Raw genomic sequence first — 17,909 nt, forward strand, 5'->3', positions numbered from 1 at the left:
CCTAATCCAGGCACCGCGTTCTTCCAGGTAGAGCTCGAGCGCCTGGTTTGGGGCGGCTGCGCCCCCCCAGCGCGGGGCAAGCCCGCTCACTACAAGTCAGGTCGCGGTGGGTTTTGCTTGATTCGCCAGCCATTCCATTAGTGCTTCAAGGCCTGCCGACAGCTCGGCGCCCGGTGGGCGCACCAGGTAATACCCCATCCCCGTCGGCACCCGCAGTTCAAACGGCATCGCCAGCCTGCCGGCCGTGACATCCTCGCCAATCAACGCGCTATCACCGATCGCCACGCCTGAACCTTGTGACGCCACCGTCATGGCCAGATCCAAGGTCTCGAAATGATGCCCCTGGGCCAGATTGCTCAGCCGCGTATCCGCTGCTTTCAACCACAACGCCCAATCCCGCCCATCCCGGGTAGGGTGCAGCAGCACCTGTTGCTGCAAGTCGGCCGGTGCCCGCAAACCACCGAGCAAGGCGGGAGCGCAGACCGGCGTGAGTTGCTCATCAAACAAATGCCGCGCTTCGGCAGGTGGCTCGGCGATGGGCGCGTAGATCACCGCCGCGTCGAATGACTCGCGGCGAAAATCCACGGTGTAGGCCACGGTGGTGGTGAGCTCCACCGGCACATCCGGACGTTCACGCTGCCATTGCATCAGGCGTGGCAGCAACCAACGCATGACACAGGTGGGCGCCTTGAGTTGCAGGATTTCGCGACGATCGCCGATCTGCTCCAGCGCATCCACGATCAAGCCAAATACTTGCTGTACGCGCAGCGACCATTCACGGCCCTCTTCGGTCAGGCTCAAGCCCCGGGCCTGGCGCTGGAACAAGGCGTAGCCGAGGTGGCTTTCCAACCCGGCAATCTGCCGGCTCACCGCGCCTTGGGTGATATGCAATTGCTCGGCGGCGCGGGTGAAGTTGCAACACTGGGCGGTGACGCAGAACGTGTGCAGGGCGGGCAGCGGAGGAAGACGTTTCATCGCAATTGAGCCATGACGTGAGGACATGGCTAGTATGACTTTTTATCGATTGTTGCCGCTACCGCCCAGCCGCTCCAATACCGCCTCGAAACCCTCACAAGAGCGACATGTATGGCGACCTGCGGCGAAGTACTGGTCAATCTCCTGGAACGCTACGGCGTGGACCAGGTGTTCGGCATTCCCGGCGTGCACACCGTGGAGCTGTACCGCGGCCTGGCACGCTCCGGCATCCGTCACGTCACCCCGCGCCATGAACAGGGTGCCGGGTTTATGGCTGATGGTTACGCGCGTACCCGCGGCAAGCCAGGCGTGTGCTTCATCATCACCGGTCCCGGCATGACCAATATCACCACCGCCATGGGCCAAGCCTACGCGGACTCGATCCCGATGCTGGTGATTTCCAGCGTGCAATCGCGCAGCCAATTGGGCGGCGGGCGCGGCAAGTTGCACGAACTGCCCAACCAGAGCGCGATGATTGCGGGCGTGGCGGCGTTCTCCCATACCTTGATGTCGGCCGCAGAATTGCCGGGCGTCCTGGCACGGGCCTTTGCCGTCTTCCAGGCCGGTCGACCGCGCCCCGTGCATATCGAAATTCCGCTGGACGTACTGGTGGAAAACGCCGATGCATTGCTCGACTGTACGCCCGTCAGCGTGGCGCGAGCCGGCGCGGCACCCGCGTCGGTCAAGCAGATGGGCCAGTTGCTTGGCGCAGCAAAACGCCCGCTGATCCTGGCGGGCGGCGGTGCCATCGAGGCCGCGCCTGAGTTGACGCGCCTGGCCGAAATCCTCGGCGCACCGGTAGCCCTGACCATCAATGCCAAGGGCATGCTGCCCTCCTCCCATCCGCTGCTGATCGGCTCGACCCAGACCCTGCCCGCCACACGCGCGCTGGTGGCCGAGGCCGATGTGGTGCTGGCGATCGGCACGGAGCTGGCGGAAACCGACTATGACGTGACCTTCGCCGGTGGCTTCGAGATCCCAGGGGCGCTGCTGCGTATCGACATCGACGCCGACCAGACCGTGCGCAACTACCCGCCCCAGGTGGCGCTGGTGGCCGACGCGCAAATCGCCGCCGCAGCCTTGCTCGACGACTTGCACAAACAGGTATTGCCGACCCGCGATTCGACCTGGGGCGGCCAACGAGTCGCCCGCCTGTGGGCGGAACTGACGCCGGCCTGGGATGCCGCCACTCGTGCACAGACGTTGTTGCTCGACACGGTTCTGGATGAACTGCCGGGTGCAGTGCTGGTAGGTGATTCCACCCAGCCGGTGTACAGCGGCAACCTGACCCTGAACCTCGACCACCCACGTCGCTGGTTCAACTCTTCCACTGGCTACGGCACCTTGGGCTATGCCTTGCCGGCCGCCATCGGCGCCTGGTTGGGACGTGGCGACGGGCAGCCGGTGGTATGCCTGATCGGCGACGGCGGGTTGCAGTTCAGCCTGCCGGAGCTGGCCAGTGCCGTGGAAGCCCGCACGCCGGTCATCGTGCTGCTGTGGAATAACCAGGGTTACGAAGAGATCAAGAAATACATGGTCAACCGCGCCATTGAGCCCGTGGGTGTAGATATCTATACGCCGGACTTTATCGGTGTGGCCAAAGCCTTGGGCTGCGCGGCCGAAAGTGTGCGGGGCATCGAACCGTTGCGGGCGGCCTTGCGCGCCGCCACGGATCGCCAGGGGCCGACGCTGATTGAAGTCGACCAGGCACTGTGGATGCAGGAGGTTGCCGCTGCCACAGGGTATTGAACGGTGTGTCTATCGACGGCGTGCGGATGGGGACTGACGTCGTGTTACCAACATTATTTGTCCCACACCAAACATAGAAACGACCTACAGAGCTTTCTATTGGTACGGCCGTTCCGTTAAGCTTTTGTGCAGTCTTGTACTGAGTTCGGTACAACGGGTTTACGGACGAAACCGATGCTAAACAGTAACTTGCTCAGAAAGCTCGATATGCAGGACTTGATGGTGTTTATCGCCGTCTATGACCAGAGCAGCGTTACCGAGGTCTCCGAAACGCTGTTCGTCAGTCAGTCCACCGTGAGCTACAGCCTGAAGAAGCTGCGCACCAGCTTTGAAGACGAGCTGTTTATCAACACGCGGGCCGGCATGCGCCCGACCTACAAGGCCACCACCATGTATGGCCATGTGCAGAAGATCCTGGAGAGCATCAACCTGTGCCACGCCGGCGGCCAGGCCTTCGACCCGAAACAGAAGGCCGCCTCGACCTGGTGACGGCGTCGGCTTCAAGCCTTAGCCGATTGCGACTTTGCTGTAGGACTCACGATCCATGTCGTCCAGTTGCACGCTGAGCTGAACCTGCACATCCGCCGGCCATTCGCCCAAGTCCTGCAAGGCCGCCAACAGGCTTTGCGACAACTGTTGCTTGATCTGCGGCGACCGCCCGCTAAGCAGCGACAGCTTGACCGCGATAAAACCGCGTGGGCTGAGCGAGGTGCCCACCTGGAAATTCTCCACCTTCACTGCGCGGCTCTTGATATCGAACTCGGAAGCGAACTGCCCGGACGCCATCAGCACGTTGTTGAGCCGCAACAGGGTTTTCTCCACAGGCAAGTCCGTAAGGTTGGCGGTGTATTCCAGATGCAGGTGCGGCATTAAAAGCTCCCGATGGTTGTAGGAAAAGAGTCATACATATAACACGCAAGCGCACTGATTCAGAGCGCTTTCAGTATTCCCTCAAGGGGTCTCTCAAGATTTTGCCGGCGGCGCCGCCAGTGAGTCGCGGTCACTCATGAACGCCTCCAGCCGCGAGCGCATCCAGCGTTCCGCCGGGTCGGTATCGACGTGGCTGAGCCAGACCATGGACAGGTCGAGGGTCGGGGTTTCAAACGGAAATGGCTCGCAGAACAGCTGCCCGCTGGCGGCCATGGCCTGGGCGGTGTAGTCCGGCAAGCTGGCGATCATGTCGGTGCCGGCGAGCAACGCCGGCAGCGCGCTGTATTGCGGCACCGATAGCACCACCTGGCGCTTGCGGCCGATCTCGGCCAGCCATTCATCGGCAAACCCGGACACGTTGGCGGTGTGCGACACCAGCACATGAGGGCGTGCGCAATATTCGTCGAGGGTCAGCGGTGTGTCCGAGGCATCGGCGCGTAGCAGGCACGGGCGGATATGCCGCAACAGCTTGCGCTTGGCATTGGCCGGCAGACCGCGGGTCTGGGTGATGCCGACGGTGATATCACCGGATGCCAACAAGTCAGGGATGCGCCAGTAATCCACATGCTGCACCACAAACACCACCAAGGGCGCTTCCTGGCGCAAAGCCCGCAACAGCGGCGGTAGCAGACCAAACTCGACGTCGTCGGACAGGCCGATACGGAAGGTCATGGTGCTGCGGGACGGGTCGAAATCGTGAGTCAGGCTCAGGGCCGACGACAGCGAATCCAACGCCGGCGACAGGTGCTGGATGATTTCCTCGGCCCGCGCCGTCGGTTCCATGCGGTGACCCACGCGAATGAACAGCGGGTCATTGAACAAGGTGCGTAAACGGTTGAGGGCCGAACTGATGGTCGGCTGGCCGAGAAACAGCTTCTCCGCCACCCGCGTCACGTTGCGTTCGAGCATCAGTGCCTCGAAGACCACCATCAGGTTGATGTCGGCCTTGCGTAGTTCATTACGATTCATCGGCGCCTGCCCCTCTCCCCAAGACAACGCGCAGTTTAGAAAGGCCGCCGGGCTGCGTCTATGTGAACACTGTTCATCGAGCGGCTTTGCGACTATAAATCAGCTCTTGAAGGTCACAGGAACACCATCGTGCTGTTCATAATCGCCTTGGCCATTGTCGTGGCCGGGTTTTGTCTATGGGTTGTCCGATTCATCGCCAACCCCACCGTAAGGACACTGCTGCGCGTATTTATCGGCTTGTGCCTGGCGACGGTGGTCGCCTACATGGTGCTGGCGGCGGGGTTTCCGACGTCACTGCTGGTTTGATCTGGAATAGCCTCTACCCACTTGTGAGCAAGGACTGCCAAGCATGAAATTCGCCTACACCATCATCTATGTGCCGGACGTTGCCGCCTCCCTGGCATTCTTTGAAATAGCCTTCGGTTTCACTCGCCGTTTCCTGCATGAATCGGGTACCTATGGCGAGCTGGAAACTGGCGAAACCACCCTCTCGTTTGCCGCCCACGAATTGGCGGGCATGAATTTCGACGGCGGCCACGTGCAGGCCCATACCTCCAGCAAACCGCTAGGAATGGAAGTGGGTTTCGTCACCGAGGACGTGTTCGCCGCCCACGCCAAAGCCCTCGTCCATGGCGCGACAGAGCTGTCGCCACCGAGCACCAGGCCCTGGGGGCAAGTGGTGTCTTATGTGCGTTGCCCGGATGGCACGCTGGTGGAATTATGTACCCCGATCCATTGATCGGGGTACACCCTTTCAAGGCTTGAGCGGAATCTCCTGATCAAGCGGTGACAGTTCCGTGCCGTCATCGGGATGCTTCCAGGTCTGGGGCTTCTCCTCCTCATGCTGACGCTGGGGTTGTACACGCTCCGGCTCATCCCGTTCCTTCTGCTCATTATTCATAGCCACCTCCCTTCCTTAAGAATGGTTCACCCATCCAGCATAGAACAGAGCAAGCATTTTGGGCGGATGCCCCAATTGATAACAGTTACGCATCAATTCATCCAAATAACTCACTTATCATTTCTAAATGTGTCAGCCACTATCCCGGGTCTTAAGCGAAACAAGCTCTTAAAAAGAACGCTGGAGACACAAAAACCATGAATAGCCCTTCCCGGCCCGACGCTGCCCCTTCGAAAGTGGGTGCAGTCCTACGCGTTACCTCGGGCAACTTCCTCGAACAGTTCGACTTCTTTCTGTTCGGCTTCTACGCCACCTATATCGCTGCCGCGTTCTTCCCCGCCGCCAATGAGTTTGCGTCATTAATGATGACCTTCGCCGTGTTCGGCGCGGGTTTCCTGATGCGTCCACTGGGCGCGATCGTTCTGGGTGCCTATATCGATGACGTCGGTCGCCGCAAAGGGTTGATCATGACTCTGTCGATCATGGCCAGCGGCACGCTGCTGATCGTGCTGGTACCGGGTTATCAGACCATTGGCCTGTGGGCACCGCTGCTGGTGCTGCTGGGTCGCTTGCTGCAAGGTTTTTCGGCCGGTGCGGAACTGGGCGGCGTGTCGGTGTACTTGTCTGAAATGGCCACACCGGGCCGCAAAGGCTTCTACACCAGTTGGCAGTCCGGCAGCCAACAGATCTCCATCGTGGTTGCGGCCGCCTTGGGTTATGGCCTGAACCAATGGATGGAACCGGCTGTAGTTGCCGATTGGGGCTGGCGCATTCCCTTCGGCCTGGGTTGCGTGATCATCCCGTTCATTTTTGTACTGCGACGCAACCTGCAGGAAACCGAAGAGTTCGCCAACCGCAAACATCGCCCAAGCATGCGCGAAGTGCTGGCGACCCTGGCGAAGAACTGGACCATGGTGATCGGCGGCATGCTGATGGTTGCCATGACCACCACGGCGTTCTACCTGATCACGGTCTACGCGCCGACCTTCGGCAAGACCGTGCTGCAACTGAGCACTTCCGACGCCTTGCTGGTGACGTTGCTGGTGGCGGTGTCGAACTTTGTCTGGCTGCCGATCGGCGGCACCCTGAGCGACCGCTTCGGGCGCAAGCCGGTGCTGGTGGCCATGACCGCCCTCACCGTGATCACCGCCTACCCGGCGCTGTCGTTCGTGGTGAATGCGCCAAGCTTCGCGCATATGCTCGAAACCCTGCTGTGGTTCTCCTTCCTGTACGGCATGTACAACGGCGCAATGATCCCGGCCCTGACCGAAATCATGCCGGTGGAAGTACGTGTGGCCGGTTTCTCCCTGGCTTATAGCCTGGCGACCGCCATTTTCGGTGGTTTCACCCCGGCGATCTCCACCTGGTTTATCCATGTCACCGAAGACAAGGCTTCGCCGGCCTACTGGATGATGTTTGCCGCGCTGTGTGCCCTGTGCTCGACCTTGGCCCTGTACCGTCGCGCCAATACCCGCGGGCAGATGCTGCAGGAGGCCGTATGATGCGCACCCTACTCAACAGCCTTACGGCCCTTGCACTCGGCGCCCTGGCACTGACGGCGCAGGCCGAAGAACTCAACGTGATGACCTCCGGTGGTTTTACCGCTGCCTATAAATTGCTCGGCCCGCAATATGCCAAACAAAGTGGCGACACCCTGAATACCATCCTGGGTCCGTCCATGGGCAAGGCGCCGGAAGCGATTCCCAACCGTCTGGCGCGTGGCGAACCCGCCGATGTGGTGATCATGGTCGGCTATGCGCTGGATGACTTGATCAAGCAAGGCAAGGTCGACCCTGCGTCCCGCGTGGAACTGGCGGACTCGCGTATCGGCCTGGTGGTGAAAGCCGGCGCGGCCAAACCGGCGATCGGCACTGACGCCGAATTGAAGGCCACGCTGACCCAGGCCAAATCCGTGGCTTATTCGGACAGCGCCAGCGGCGTGTATGTCGAGAAGGAACTGTTCAAGAAGCTCGGCATGCCCGCCAAAGGCACGATGATCGAGCGCCTGCCGGTGGCCGAACAGGTCGCCAAGGGTGACTACGAGGTCGGCTTGCAGCAGGTGGCGGAACTGTTGCCGATACCAGGGGTGACGTTTGTGGGCAAGATCCCGGAAGACGTGCAGTCGGTGACACGCTTTGCGGCGGGGATTCCGGTCAACGCCAAACACCCGGCCCAGGCCAAGGCACTGCTGAAGTTCCTGGCTTCACCCGAGGCGCAACCGGTGGTGCAATCCACCGGCCTGGACTCGGTGTCACGCTGACCGAAACGGCATCTCCCGTACCAACCGCTCCAACTCCAGCGCCGCCGGCGGCAACGTCCGCCCGCGGCGCTTGATCAAGCCCACATTGCGCATCACCTGCGGTTCCACCAGCGGCACACTCACCAGGATCGGGTGTTCGCCCGCCGGCATCGCAATCGATGGCACCATCGCCACGCCCAACCCCGCTTCCACCAGCCCGATCATCGTGGTCACGTGATGGGTCTCGCAGACACTCGGTTTCTTCACCCGCACGCCGCGCAGGGCCTGGTCCAGCAGAAAGCGGTTGCCCGAGGACTTGTCCACGGTGATGTAGTCGTATTCGTAAGCTTCAGCCCAACTCACACTCTGGCGCCTAGCCAGCGGGTGGTCATGCCGGCAGGCCAGGACGTAGCGCTCCTGCAACAGCAGTTCGAATTCCACTTCATCGGCCAGGCTGCCGCTGAAACTCACACCGAAATCCGCCTCGCCGCTCTCCACGGCGTTGCAGACCTCACCGGCGCTGGCATCCAGCACCTGCAGGCGAATCTTCGGATAGAGCTTGTGAAACTCGGAGATCACATGGGGCATGAAGTAATAAGCGGTGGACGGCACACAGGCGATGGTGACGTTGCCCATCCGCGTGGACGCCACATTGCTGATGCCCATCAAGGCGATGTCGAGGTCGTCAAGAATACGCTCCACCTGGGGCAGGAACGCACGGCCGACCATGGTCAGGTTGACCCGTCGGGTGGTGCGCTCGAACAGCTTCACATCGAGGGCGGATTCGAGCTTTTCGATACGTCGGCTAAGAGCCGGTTGCGAGATTCGGATGGCCTCGGCGGCACCGCGAAAACTGCCTTTGTCTACCACAGCGCGGAAGGCTTGAAGGTCGTTGAGGTCGAAGTTGATGATCACGAGAGGGTGGCCAGTGGCTGTCAGGATGGGGGCATTATCGTACGGGAGCGGATGGGACGTCATGTACCCGGGGCTGGACGTCGCCTGCAAGCACGGTTTTCGGGGACAGCCGATTTTCCCGGGGTGAAGTTCAATGGCAGCCTTTGGTAGGGTGTCCGACTCGATTATTTTTTCCCATTCCTACCGGCGTACCTCCATGAGTCGAATAATAAAAAAACACCAGGCGCTGCGCTGCGGCGCATGGATCCTTGGCCCGCTATGCCTCGCTACCCTGGGCTTTTTTGCCTGGCAGAGTTTCTATCCGGTGCAGGCGAGCGACGGCTGGAGCTATAGCGTGATTCATCGAGACGTGGCCAAGGCGGCATCGCTGATGCCCCTGCACGATGGCTCGCTGATGGTCAGCCAGGAACTCAAGGACGGGCTGGGCAGCATTGTGCGGATCCACGCGGACGGGCAACGCGAAGTCGTAGTGGCCAACCTGTCCAAACCCGACGGCATGGTCGCCACCCGTGGCGGCTGGGTGTTCAGCCAGGAATCAGGTGGCGCGCCGGTCAGCTTTCTCAAGGACGGCGCCGTCACGGAGTTGTTCCGCGGTGAAAACGTACAGGGCCTGTGGGTCGAGGGCGACGACCTGTACGCCATTGAAGACCGCAAGCCCACCGGCCGCCTGATGCGCTACCGCTGGAGCGACCAGTCCCTGAGCGTGCTGCGCGATCAGGTCGAGGAAGGCGAATCCATCGTGCGTTGCACGGATGGGCGCATGCTCTATACCGAAAAGAAAAAAGGCGTGGTCCGCGAACTGACCGATGATGGCAGCGACCCGGTGGTGCTGGCGGGCTTGAACAAGCCAACGTTCCTGATGTGTGATGAACGCGGGTTGTGGGTCAACGAAGACTCGACGCACCGGGCACGCCTGTTGTTGATTGACTCTTTGGGCAAGCAGCAGACCATTCTGTCGTTCTTGAAGGCGCCGCAATCGATTGTGCCGACAGGACGGGGCACCTATCTGCTGGCGGAAGGAGGTAGGAACCGGGTGTTGGAACTGGTGCCGCAGACGCTAGCCGTCTCACCGTAAGACTCGTCGCAGACCAGCAGCCCTGGCGAGCCTTTCAGCGCGGCACCGGCATACCAAAGTGTTCGGCGTCACGCCTGCGGCGCGGCCGCAATGGCTTCGGCCAGGTCCTGATATTCTTCGCAGCTGGTGCTGCACAGGGCTTTGATTTTCGCCAATTGTTCCTGCGCCAAATCCATACGCCCCTTGATCACATATGCCTCACCCAGGTACTCGCGGACCTGGGCGTAGTTGGGGTCGAGCGCAACAGACTTCAGGTAATAACCGATGCCTTCATCGGTGCGTCCCAGTTTGCGCGTGGCATAACCGCGGTAGTTGAGGGCCTTTGCGGTGTTGGGGTTGTGCAGGGTGTCGAGCAAAGCCAGCGCTTCATCGTACTGCCCATCCTTGGCCAAGCGGTACGCGTAATCGGTACGGTCGGCGTCCGAGATGGCCTTGCTGGTTTGCAGCACGCATTTTCCGCTCTTGGTATCCCAGACCTGGCCTTTGGGGCAGTTCGGCTTGGGCGGCGCCGGTTCGTCCCCGGATGCGAGAACCTGGCCTGCAAATAAAGCCGCGGCCAGAAGAAATGCGCTGCGGTAACCAACGGCCTGCTCACGGTAAGTCTTCATGATGGTCATGCTCCGTCACACTGAGGAAGAACAGCAACAAGAGATATCTGCCACCATGCGCCATTTTTACTGGCAGGTTAAGCGTGGTCTGACTGTCGGCCTAAAGAGCGTCGAATCGATTGTACTGATGGTTATTATCGAAACGAGCGCCTCGGTGGTTGCTAAAAACGATTTATATAATCGCCTCCAGTTTCTCCTCCCCTGCGCCTGGCTTCAGGCGACACATCTTTCTGGAACCCGATACCATGCCAAGTGCCAGCCAGGCCCCAAGCGGCCGCCCGGAACATGATCAACAAAGTGTCAAACAGCAGTGGCTGGCGATTCTCTCGGTCGCGGTGGGTGCCTTCGCCCTGGTGACCAGTGAATTCCTGCCGGTGGGCGTACTCAATGATGTCGCCAGCGACCTCGGCATCAGTGCCGGCCATGCCGGCCTGATGGTCACCCTGCCCGGCATCATGGCCGCCCTCGCCGCCCCGTTGCTGTCAGTGATGATTGGCGCCATGGACCGCCGCTATTTATTGATCGGCCTGACGCTGATCATGATCATCGCCAACACCGTCGTGGCGTTCGCCAGTGACTTCAGCCTGCTGCTGTTCGGTCGCGTCCTGCTGGGCATCAGCATCGGCGGGTTCTGGGCCACCGCCATCGCCCTCAGCGGCCGTCTCGCTCCCAGAGGCGTGGGCGTGGCGAAGGCCACCTCGATCATCATGATGGGAGTGACCCTGGCCACCGTCCTCGGCGTGCCCGTCGGCACCTGGCTCAGCGGCCTGATGGGCTGGCGCATGACCTTCCTGGTCACCGCGCTGGTAGGCGTACCCGTGCTGCTGGCGCAGGTCTTTTTGCTGCCGCGGCTCGACCCGGAAAAGGCCATCCTCATCAGTGACCTGCCGGCCTTGTTTATCAACCCACGCGCTCGGGTCGGTTTGATCGCAGTGTTGCTGATCGGCCTGGCACACTTTGCCGCCTACACCTACGTCGCGCCGTTCTTCAAGAACAGCTCCGGCTTCGACGGCCAGACCATTGGCTCACTGCTGCTGATGTTTGGCATAGCCGGTGTCGCCGGTAACATTTTTGCCGGCTTCGCCGCCAACCGCAGCGTGCGCTACACCCTGCTGCTGGTCGCACTGATGATCGGCACCAGCACCGCCCTGTTCCCCTACTTCGCCACCGGCCTGATCGGCGCGACGATGTTGATCGCACTCTGGGGCTTCGCCTTTGGTGCCTTCCCGGCCTGCGCCAGTATCTGGATGTTTGTCGTGGCGCCCAAGGATGTTGAACGCGGTATGCCGCTGTTCGTCGCCTTGTTTCAGGTGATCATTGCCTTGGGTTCATTCTTCGGCGGGCGGATTGTGGACCAGATGGGTAGCTCGGTGCTGTTGAGCCTGGCGACGGCGTTGGTCGGCGTAGGTTTTGTCACGGTGCTGGTGCTGGGGCGAAATGTGAGTAACAGCTTGGTAGCGCAATCTGCCTGAGCAGAAAGAGCTGTTGAAAAGCCTGCTAAGCATTGAGCTTGGCAGGTTTTTTTATTTTCAGCGGACGCGCATCGCAAGTCCCGATTTGGAAAAGCTTCGTAATGAAAACTCGCACAGTGAAGCTTGTGTACCCACGCCCCTGAACTAGCCTCGAAAGGGTCGCCATGTGGCGACGTACTGCCAAGGAGCTTACATGCCAACCAGATATCGTGATGCCGTCACCGGAGAGTACGTGACAGAGGCTGAGGCAAAGAAAAGACCAAGGGAAACGGTGAAGGAGAAGGATAAAAAGTCGCCGTCAAAGCCACAGGGTAAGAAGTGATGTCGAGGTTGGAAGACAACGCCATACGTCGAGACAGCCTTGCCAACACGGCATACCTGAGCCAATGTAACGACAAACGTCATTACATGAGTAACGCTTCCATGGCATCTATAAACATCCGCATCGATGACGACCTGAAAGCTCGCGCCTACCTGGAACTGGAAAGGCTTGGCGTCACGCCTTCTGAACTGATGCGCCAAACCCTGCAATATGTAGTAGAGCGCGGTCAATTGCCTTTCAAGCCTGTGCTGATGACTGAGGATGATGAAGCCTTGCTGGCCAAAGTGCGGGAACGATTGGCGTCCCCTCAACGCGTAAGGGTTTCTATAGATGATCTATAGCCTTGATTTTGATGCACGCGCATTGAAGGAATGGCAAAAACTCGGCAACACCATCCGTCAACAGCTCAAGAAGAAGCTGATGGAAATTCTGAATGACCCACGCATTGAAGCTAACCGCCTGCATGGCCTGCCTGACTGCTACAAAATCAAATTACGTAGCAGCGGTTATAGGCTTGTCTATCAAGTGATTGATCATGAAATCACTGTGTTCGTCGTGGCTGTTGATAAGCGGGAACGTGATCGGGTTTATCAGAGAGCGGCTGAGCGTTTGAGCTGATCATGGATTTGATGAGCTGTAGTAAATACTCTGCCAAAAACGAAAAAGCCCCGTAGCTTACTCAGCTACGGGGCTTTTTCTATGTAATGGCGGAGAGATAGGGATTCGAACCCTAGGTACCGGTGAAGGTACAACGGATTTCGAATCCGTCCCATTCGGCCACTCTGGCATCTCTCCAACGGCGCGCATCATAACAGTGTGTTTCACGGAAGCAAACCCCAAAAGAGATTTTTTTCCGTGCTATCAGATGCTTGCGTCGATTAAAGCGGTACGCCGAGACGGTTGGCGACTTCTTCGTAGGCTTCGATAACGTCACCGAGGCCCTGGCGGAAGCGGTCTTTGTCCATCTTTTTCTTGGTGTCTTTGTCCCACAGGCGGCAGCCGTCCGGGCTGAATTCGTCGCCCAGGACGATGGAGCCGTCGTGGAATACACCGAATTCCAGCTTGAAGTCGACCAGCAGCAGGCCGGCGTCGTCGAACAGCTTGCTCAGCACGTCGTTGACCTTGAGGGACAACTCCTTCATGCGCGCCAGTTGCTCGGCGGTGCCCCAGCCGAACGCCACAACGTGGGATTCGTTGATGAACGGGTCGCCCTTGGCGTCGTCCTTCAGGAACAACTCGAAGGTGTAGGGGTTGAGCTTGAGGCCCTCTTCCACGCCCAGGCGCTTGACCAGGCTGCCGGCAGCGTAGTTACGCACAACGCATTCGACCGGGATCATGTCCAGCTTCTTCACCAGGCACTCGTTGTCGCCCAGCAGTTTGTCGAATTGGGTCGGAATGCCGGCCGCTTCGAGTTTCTGCATGATGAAGGCGTTGAACTTGTTGTTCACCATGCCTTTGCGATCAAGCTGTTCGATGCGCTTGCCGTCGAACGCCGAAGTGTCGTTGCGAAACAGCAGGATCAGGCGGTTGGCGTCGTCGGTCTTGTAAACCGACTTGGCCTTGCCGCGGTAGAGTTCTTCACGTTTTTCCATGATGGGCTCCGCTTTGAGTGAGGTGGGCTAGGCGATATGTCGCCAGTCGAGCCCTGAATCTTGATCGGCCAGTTGCAGCCAGTCCGGGTCGCACCCGAGGGTGTCGACAAAACATTGCCGGGCAAGCGTCGGCAGGTTGTTCTTGCTGCTCAGATGGGCCAGGACCAGGTGTTGCAGGTCTTGCCAGCCCAACTCATACACCAGGTACGCCGCCTGGTGGTTGTTCAAATGTCCCAGTTCGCCGCCCACCCGCTGCTTGAGAAAGTACGGGTAATGACCACGAGCCAGCAGGTCACGGCAGTGGTTGGACTCGATCATCAAGGCATCGAGATTGCGGTACCCGTCCAGCACCTTCGCACAGTAGGAACCCAGGTCAGTGAGCACACCGAAACGCCGCTCACCATCACTGAATACGTATTGCGTCGGCTCCTGGGCGTCGTGTGCCACGGCGATCACGTTGACGCTCAACGCGCCGATCTGCAGTTGCTCACCACCGGCCAGGAAACCTGCAGGCTCAATGGGTTTGCGCATCCCGCGCAAGGTGCCGCGACTCAGGTACACCGGCAGATTGTAGCGCCGAGACAGCAAACCCACGCCATGCACATGGTCGGCATGTTCGTGGGTCACCAGAATCGCGCTCAACTGCGCGGGGTGAACCCCCAGGCGCAGCAGGCGCCGCTCGGTTTCTCTTAACGAGAAACCACAATCGACCAGCACGTACGTGTCGTCATGAGCGACCAGCGTGCCGTTCCCTTGGCTACCGCTGCCGAGAACGGCAAAACGCATCGGATCAGCCCAGGTTGTCCTGAATCACGCCCAACACCTTGCGTGCGGTTTCAGCCGGCGCAACGGTGTTGATGTTCTTCTCGACGGTGACCTGCACGCTGTCGCCCACCTTGCTCAAACGAACCTGATAACGCTCGGCGCGGGTTTCGATCTCTTCCTTGGTCGGCTGGCTGCCAAACAACTTGCCGAAGAAACCTGGCTCGTCGTCTTTCTTCTCGGCCTTTTCCGCCACGTTGATGTAGTACAGGCCCAGGCTGCGGTTGATGTCCTCAACACGCCAAGGGCCCTTCTCCAACGCACGGCCTACACTGGCCCAGGCACGATCCAGGTCTTCACCCAGGTTCAGCACCACGTTGCCGCTGCCGTCTTCGGAGAGGCTGACACGGTTAGGCGTATCGTAGTCGCGTGCAGCAAGCAGGGAAACCGAACCGCCCTTCTCGGAGATACGGCTCATGTTGGCCAGCATCTCATCGACCAGCGCGGCGTCAACGCCGGTGTTGACCGAGCGGTTGGTGAATTCGACATTGGCCGTGCTGCCGGCAGGACGCTCGGCGCTGACCACATAGACTTCACTGGTATTACGCTGCACGCCAGGCTCGATGCGCACACGCACACGGGATTCGCTGTCGGCCGCTACACCACCGGCCTGCAGACGCTGGGCCATGTTGGCGGACAGTTCACTGCCGTGCTGCCAGGCCGTGGTGAACTCACCGGTCTGCGGGCGCTGCTGGTCAATGCGGAAACCGTTGTCCTGGAAGAACTGCACCGCCACCGGCCAGACTTCGGCAGGTGGGCGCTGCGCCACGATCCAACGGTTGTCGCCGCTTTTCTGCAGGCTGTAGTCGCTGGCATCCGCCACGGCCGTGATCGGCTGTGGACGCGGTACCACGAACTCGCCTTTGATGGTTTCATCGGCAACGTTGCGTGGAATCGGCAGCAGTGGGTCAAGGCGCTTGGCGACATTGACATCAGGCGGCAGTTGCATCGGCTTGGTCGCTTGCGCGTCCAGGTAGTCGCTGCCGCGGTCACGGAAGTAGCCTTCCGGGCCCCAAATCCAACCGCAGCCACTGGTGCTGGAGATAATCAAGGCAAGTGCGGAAAGTCCGGCCAATCGCTTCATGCGTAATGCTTCCTCAATTAAACCAGGACGCCGGACTGGCGCAGGGCCTGTCGCAGCGGTTCGTGACAGGCTTCGCTGAGACGGGTGAGCGGCAGACGGATACCGTCCGGCATCATGCCCATTTCAGTCAGTGCCCATTTCACGGGAATAGGGTTGGATTCAATAAACAGGGTCTTGTTGAGCGGCATCAGCTTCTCGTGGATCGCTCGGGCGGTCTCGGCATCACCGGCAATGGCGGCGGCGCACATTTCGCTCATGGCACGCGGGGCCACGTTGGCGGTCACGGAGATGTTGCCCTTGCCACCCAGCAGGATCAGCTCGACAGCCGTGGCGTCGTCACCGGAATACACCAGGAAATCGCTGCTCACGCCGGCCAGGATGTCCTTGGCGCGCTGCAGGTCGCCGGTGGCTTCCTTGATACCGATGATGTTCGGCACGGTGGACAGGCGGATCACGGTCTCAGCCTTCATGTCGCAGGCGGTACGGCCTGGGACGTTGTAGAGGATCTGCGGGATCTCGACAGCTTCGGCGATGGCGCGAAAGTGCTGGTACAGGCCTTCCTGGGTCGGCTTGTTGTAGTACGGGGTCACCAGCAGGCAAGCGTCGGCGCCGGCCTTCTTGGCGTTTTTGGTCAGCTCGATCGCTTCACGCGTCGAGTTGGCGCCCGTACCGGCGATGACGGCAATGCGGCCCGCGACACGCTTGACCACGAATTCGATCACCTGGATGTGTTCTTCCACATCGAGGGTCGCCGATTCACCCGTGGTGCCGACCGCAACAATGGCATTGGTGCCTTCTTGCAGGTGGAAGTCCACCAGCTTGCCCAGGCTGTCCCAGTCGAGATGACCTTGTGCATCCATGGGTGTGACCAGTGCCACCATACTGCCCGCAATCATGCAACCGCTCCTGCCGGAAAAAGAGAGCCGTAATGGTACTGGCGCCAAGATGCTTGCACAAGCGAAGTACCGTCTGAGGATGCGTTCTGGATCAACTAAACGACGGGCAATGCCATCATTGGGCCAAAGCATGGCCTGAAGCACGATGAAACCAGACCGGTCGCGCAATGAAAACGCCGCCTCCTAGCCCTTGGCGACGCTTTTCGCTACCCTTGATCCTTTGATCGATACAGCCCACACGATATCGACCGCTCATCGCTTTAGGAAGGCTGCATGTCCACCCCCACAGTTCGCGAACAATTCCTTGTTATCAGTGCCCTCGGCGCCAACCCCATGGAGCTGACCAACGTCCTGTGCCGCGCCAGCCATGAGAACCGCTGCGCCGTCGTGACCTCCCGCCTGACCCGCCACGGCGAGTGCAGTGCGCTGGTCCTGCAGATTTCCGGCACCTGGGATGCCTTGGCGCGCCTGGAGACCGGCTTGCCGGGCCTGGCCAAGAAGCACGACTTCACCGTCAACGTGGTACGCAGTGCCGCGCTGGAGAATCGCCCTCAGGCGCTGCCTTATGTGGCGTATGTCAGCTCGGCTTATCGCTCGGACATCGTCAATGAGCTGTGCCAGTTCTTCATCGATCATAACGTCGAGCTGGAGAACCTGACCTGTGATACCTATCAGGCGCCCCAAACCGGCGGCACCATGCTCAACGCGACGTTCACCGTGACCCTGCCGGCCGGCGTGCAGATCAGTTGGCTGCGCGACCAGTTCCTGGATTTCGCCGACGCCCTGAACCTTGACGCCCTGATCGAACCATGGCGCCCTCAGAATCCAATGTAAGGAAGTCCTCATGCCGGTAGCCATCGACACACCCGTGACCGATTTCGAAGCCCAGGCCACCAGCGGCCAGACCTTCAGCCTCGCGGCCCTCAAGGGCAAGCAAGTGGTGATCTACTTCTACCCCAAGGACAGCACCCCGGGCTGCACCACTGAAGGCCAGGGTTTCCGTGACCAGTACGCAGCCTTCCAGGCCGCCAACACCGAAGTCTTTGGCGTGTCGCGTGACAGCGTGAAGTCCCACGAGAACTTCAAGGGCAAGCAGGCGTTCCCGTTCGAGCTGATCAGTGACAAGGACGAAGCAGTTTGCCAGCTGTTTGACGTGATCAAGTTGAAGAAGCTGTACGGCAAGGAATACCTGGGCGTGGATCGCAGCACCTTCCTGATCGACAGCGCAGGGGTGCTGCGCCAGGAATGGCGTGGTGTAAAAGTGCCAGGTCACGTGGATACCGTCCTGGCTGCGGCACAAGCCTTGAACAAGCACTGATTGTAGTGAGCGGGCTTGCCCCGCGCTGGGCGGCAAAGCCGC

Annotated in this window: 21 protein-coding genes, 1 tRNA gene and 1 pseudogene; 12 read left to right on the top strand and 11 right to left on the bottom strand. The window is 60.1% G+C overall.

Annotated features, from left to right (window positions below; translation table 11 throughout):
* Nucleotides 1-96: 96 nt before the first annotated feature.
* Nucleotides 97-975 carry a LysR substrate-binding domain-containing protein gene (locus ACQRBT_RS01895; RefSeq protein WP_412047787.1) on the bottom strand — a complete coding sequence of 293 codons (879 nt, stop codon included), beginning with the start codon at nt 973-975 and terminating at the stop codon, nt 97-99.
* A 111-nt stretch (nt 976-1,086) separates the two neighbouring features.
* On the opposite strand from ACQRBT_RS01895, the gene ACQRBT_RS01900 reads away from it, so the two are divergent.
* Both ACQRBT_RS01900 and ACQRBT_RS01905 read left to right on the top strand, forming a co-directional pair.
* Entirely contained in the window at nt 1,087-2,724 is a 1,638-nt protein-coding gene (locus ACQRBT_RS01900; RefSeq protein ID WP_412047786.1) for a 5-guanidino-2-oxopentanoate decarboxylase, read from the top strand.
* Between the two features lie 174 nt (nt 2,725-2,898).
* Nucleotides 2,899-3,204 (top strand): annotated as a pseudogene (locus tag ACQRBT_RS01905) (LysR family transcriptional regulator); the annotation flags it as partial.
* A gap of 27 nt (nt 3,205-3,231) precedes the next feature.
* Here the strand turns inward: ACQRBT_RS01905 and ACQRBT_RS01910 are convergent.
* Both ACQRBT_RS01910 and ACQRBT_RS01915 read right to left on the bottom strand, forming a co-directional pair.
* Entirely contained in the window at nt 3,232-3,594 is a 363-nt protein-coding gene (locus ACQRBT_RS01910) for a 5-carboxymethyl-2-hydroxymuconate Delta-isomerase (RefSeq protein WP_090366203.1), read from the bottom strand.
* Between the two features lie 93 nt (nt 3,595-3,687).
* Nucleotides 3,688-4,623 carry a LysR substrate-binding domain-containing protein gene (locus tag ACQRBT_RS01915; RefSeq protein ID WP_060753693.1) on the bottom strand — a complete coding sequence of 312 codons (936 nt, stop codon included), beginning with the start codon at nt 4,621-4,623 and terminating at the stop codon, nt 3,688-3,690.
* A gap of 129 nt (nt 4,624-4,752) precedes the next feature.
* Here ACQRBT_RS01915 and ACQRBT_RS01920 point away from each other — a divergent pair, with 129 nt between their 5' ends.
* Both ACQRBT_RS01920 and ACQRBT_RS01925 read left to right on the top strand, forming a co-directional pair.
* Nucleotides 4,753-4,929, top strand: coding sequence for a hypothetical protein (locus ACQRBT_RS01920; protein WP_162843513.1), 177 nt, complete (start codon nt 4,753-4,755; stop codon nt 4,927-4,929).
* 43 nt (nt 4,930-4,972) lie between these two features.
* Entirely contained in the window at nt 4,973-5,362 is a 390-nt protein-coding gene (locus ACQRBT_RS01925; protein ID WP_412047785.1) for a VOC family protein, read from the top strand.
* A gap of 15 nt (nt 5,363-5,377) precedes the next feature.
* On the opposite strand, the gene ACQRBT_RS01930 is transcribed toward ACQRBT_RS01925, so the two are convergent.
* Nucleotides 5,378-5,524, bottom strand: coding sequence for a hypothetical protein (locus ACQRBT_RS01930; RefSeq protein ID WP_412047784.1), 147 nt, complete (start codon nt 5,522-5,524; stop codon nt 5,378-5,380).
* A 197-nt stretch (nt 5,525-5,721) separates the two neighbouring features.
* Between ACQRBT_RS01930 and ACQRBT_RS01935 the strand changes: the two genes are divergently transcribed.
* Both ACQRBT_RS01935 and ACQRBT_RS01940 read left to right on the top strand, forming a co-directional pair.
* Nucleotides 5,722-7,026, top strand: a complete 1,305-nt coding sequence (locus tag ACQRBT_RS01935) for an MFS transporter (protein WP_412047783.1) — start codon at nt 5,722-5,724, stop codon at nt 7,024-7,026.
* Complete coding sequence (locus tag ACQRBT_RS01940; RefSeq protein WP_060753696.1) at nt 7,026-7,784, top strand: substrate-binding domain-containing protein; 759 nt, start codon at nt 7,026-7,028, stop codon at nt 7,782-7,784. Before ACQRBT_RS01935 ends, ACQRBT_RS01940 begins: the two co-directional genes overlap by 1 nt.
* Here the strand turns inward: ACQRBT_RS01940 and ACQRBT_RS01945 are convergent.
* On the bottom strand, nt 7,776-8,678 hold the full coding sequence (locus ACQRBT_RS01945; RefSeq protein ID WP_412047782.1) for a LysR family transcriptional regulator: 903 nt from the start codon (nt 8,676-8,678) through the stop codon (nt 7,776-7,778). The genes ACQRBT_RS01940 and ACQRBT_RS01945 overlap by 9 nt on opposite strands.
* Before the next feature lie 196 nt (nt 8,679-8,874).
* Between ACQRBT_RS01945 and ACQRBT_RS01950 the strand changes: the two genes are divergently transcribed.
* A complete protein-coding gene (locus ACQRBT_RS01950) occupies nt 8,875-9,753 on the top strand; it encodes a hypothetical protein (RefSeq protein WP_244384051.1) in 879 nt (292 codons plus the stop codon).
* A gap of 68 nt (nt 9,754-9,821) precedes the next feature.
* Here ACQRBT_RS01950 and ACQRBT_RS01955 read toward each other — a convergent pair whose 3' ends face one another.
* Nucleotides 9,822-10,361, bottom strand: coding sequence for a tetratricopeptide repeat protein (locus ACQRBT_RS01955; RefSeq protein ID WP_244384052.1), 540 nt, complete (start codon nt 10,359-10,361; stop codon nt 9,822-9,824).
* Between the two features lie 245 nt (nt 10,362-10,606).
* Here ACQRBT_RS01955 and ACQRBT_RS01960 point away from each other — a divergent pair, with 245 nt between their 5' ends.
* The 3 genes from ACQRBT_RS01960 to ACQRBT_RS01970 all read left to right on the top strand — a co-directional run bounded on the left by ACQRBT_RS01960 (nt 10,607) and on the right by ACQRBT_RS01970 (nt 12,773).
* On the top strand, nt 10,607-11,833 hold the full coding sequence (locus ACQRBT_RS01960) for an MFS transporter (RefSeq protein ID WP_060753699.1): 1,227 nt from the start codon (nt 10,607-10,609) through the stop codon (nt 11,831-11,833).
* 423 nt (nt 11,834-12,256) lie between these two features.
* A complete protein-coding gene (locus ACQRBT_RS01965) occupies nt 12,257-12,496 on the top strand; it encodes a type II toxin-antitoxin system RelB/DinJ family antitoxin (protein WP_060753830.1) in 240 nt (79 codons plus the stop codon).
* Entirely contained in the window at nt 12,486-12,773 is a 288-nt protein-coding gene (locus ACQRBT_RS01970) for a type II toxin-antitoxin system RelE family toxin (RefSeq protein ID WP_244384055.1), read from the top strand. The genes ACQRBT_RS01965 and ACQRBT_RS01970 overlap by 11 nt, the downstream gene beginning before the upstream one ends.
* Before the next feature lie 87 nt (nt 12,774-12,860).
* Here the strand turns inward: ACQRBT_RS01970 and ACQRBT_RS01975 are convergent.
* The 5 genes from ACQRBT_RS01975 to dapA all read right to left on the bottom strand — a co-directional run bounded on the left by ACQRBT_RS01975 (nt 12,861) and on the right by dapA (nt 16,549).
* Nucleotides 12,861-12,950 (bottom strand) — tRNA-Ser (locus tag ACQRBT_RS01975).
* Nucleotides 12,951-13,033: 83 nt separating this feature from the next.
* Nucleotides 13,034-13,747: a phosphoribosylaminoimidazolesuccinocarboxamide synthase gene (purC, locus tag ACQRBT_RS01980; protein ID WP_010212191.1), complete on the bottom strand. Its 714-nt coding sequence runs from the start codon at nt 13,745-13,747 to the stop codon at nt 13,034-13,036.
* 27 nt (nt 13,748-13,774) lie between these two features.
* Nucleotides 13,775-14,533: an MBL fold metallo-hydrolase gene (locus ACQRBT_RS01985; RefSeq protein WP_104995791.1), complete on the bottom strand. Its 759-nt coding sequence runs from the start codon at nt 14,531-14,533 to the stop codon at nt 13,775-13,777.
* 4 nt (nt 14,534-14,537) lie between these two features.
* Nucleotides 14,538-15,653 (bottom strand): outer membrane protein assembly factor BamC, encoded by a 1,116-nt coding sequence (gene bamC, locus ACQRBT_RS01990; RefSeq protein WP_161549701.1) that lies wholly within the window; start codon nt 15,651-15,653, stop codon nt 14,538-14,540.
* A 17-nt stretch (nt 15,654-15,670) separates the two neighbouring features.
* Nucleotides 15,671-16,549: a 4-hydroxy-tetrahydrodipicolinate synthase gene (gene dapA / locus ACQRBT_RS01995; RefSeq protein ID WP_104995790.1), complete on the bottom strand. Its 879-nt coding sequence runs from the start codon at nt 16,547-16,549 to the stop codon at nt 15,671-15,673.
* Between the two features lie 273 nt (nt 16,550-16,822).
* Here dapA and ACQRBT_RS02000 point away from each other — a divergent pair, with 273 nt between their 5' ends.
* Both ACQRBT_RS02000 and ACQRBT_RS02005 read left to right on the top strand, forming a co-directional pair.
* A complete protein-coding gene (locus ACQRBT_RS02000) occupies nt 16,823-17,383 on the top strand; it encodes a glycine cleavage system protein R (protein WP_003172487.1) in 561 nt (186 codons plus the stop codon).
* Nucleotides 17,384-17,393: 10 nt separating this feature from the next.
* Complete coding sequence (locus ACQRBT_RS02005; RefSeq protein ID WP_104995789.1) at nt 17,394-17,867, top strand: peroxiredoxin; 474 nt, start codon at nt 17,394-17,396, stop codon at nt 17,865-17,867.
* Nucleotides 17,868-17,909: the final 42 nt, after the last annotated feature.

This window comes from Pseudomonas sp. R19M (genome assembly GCF_050312585.1).
Classification (GTDB): domain Bacteria; phylum Pseudomonadota; class Gammaproteobacteria; order Pseudomonadales; family Pseudomonadaceae; genus Aquipseudomonas; species Aquipseudomonas palleroniana.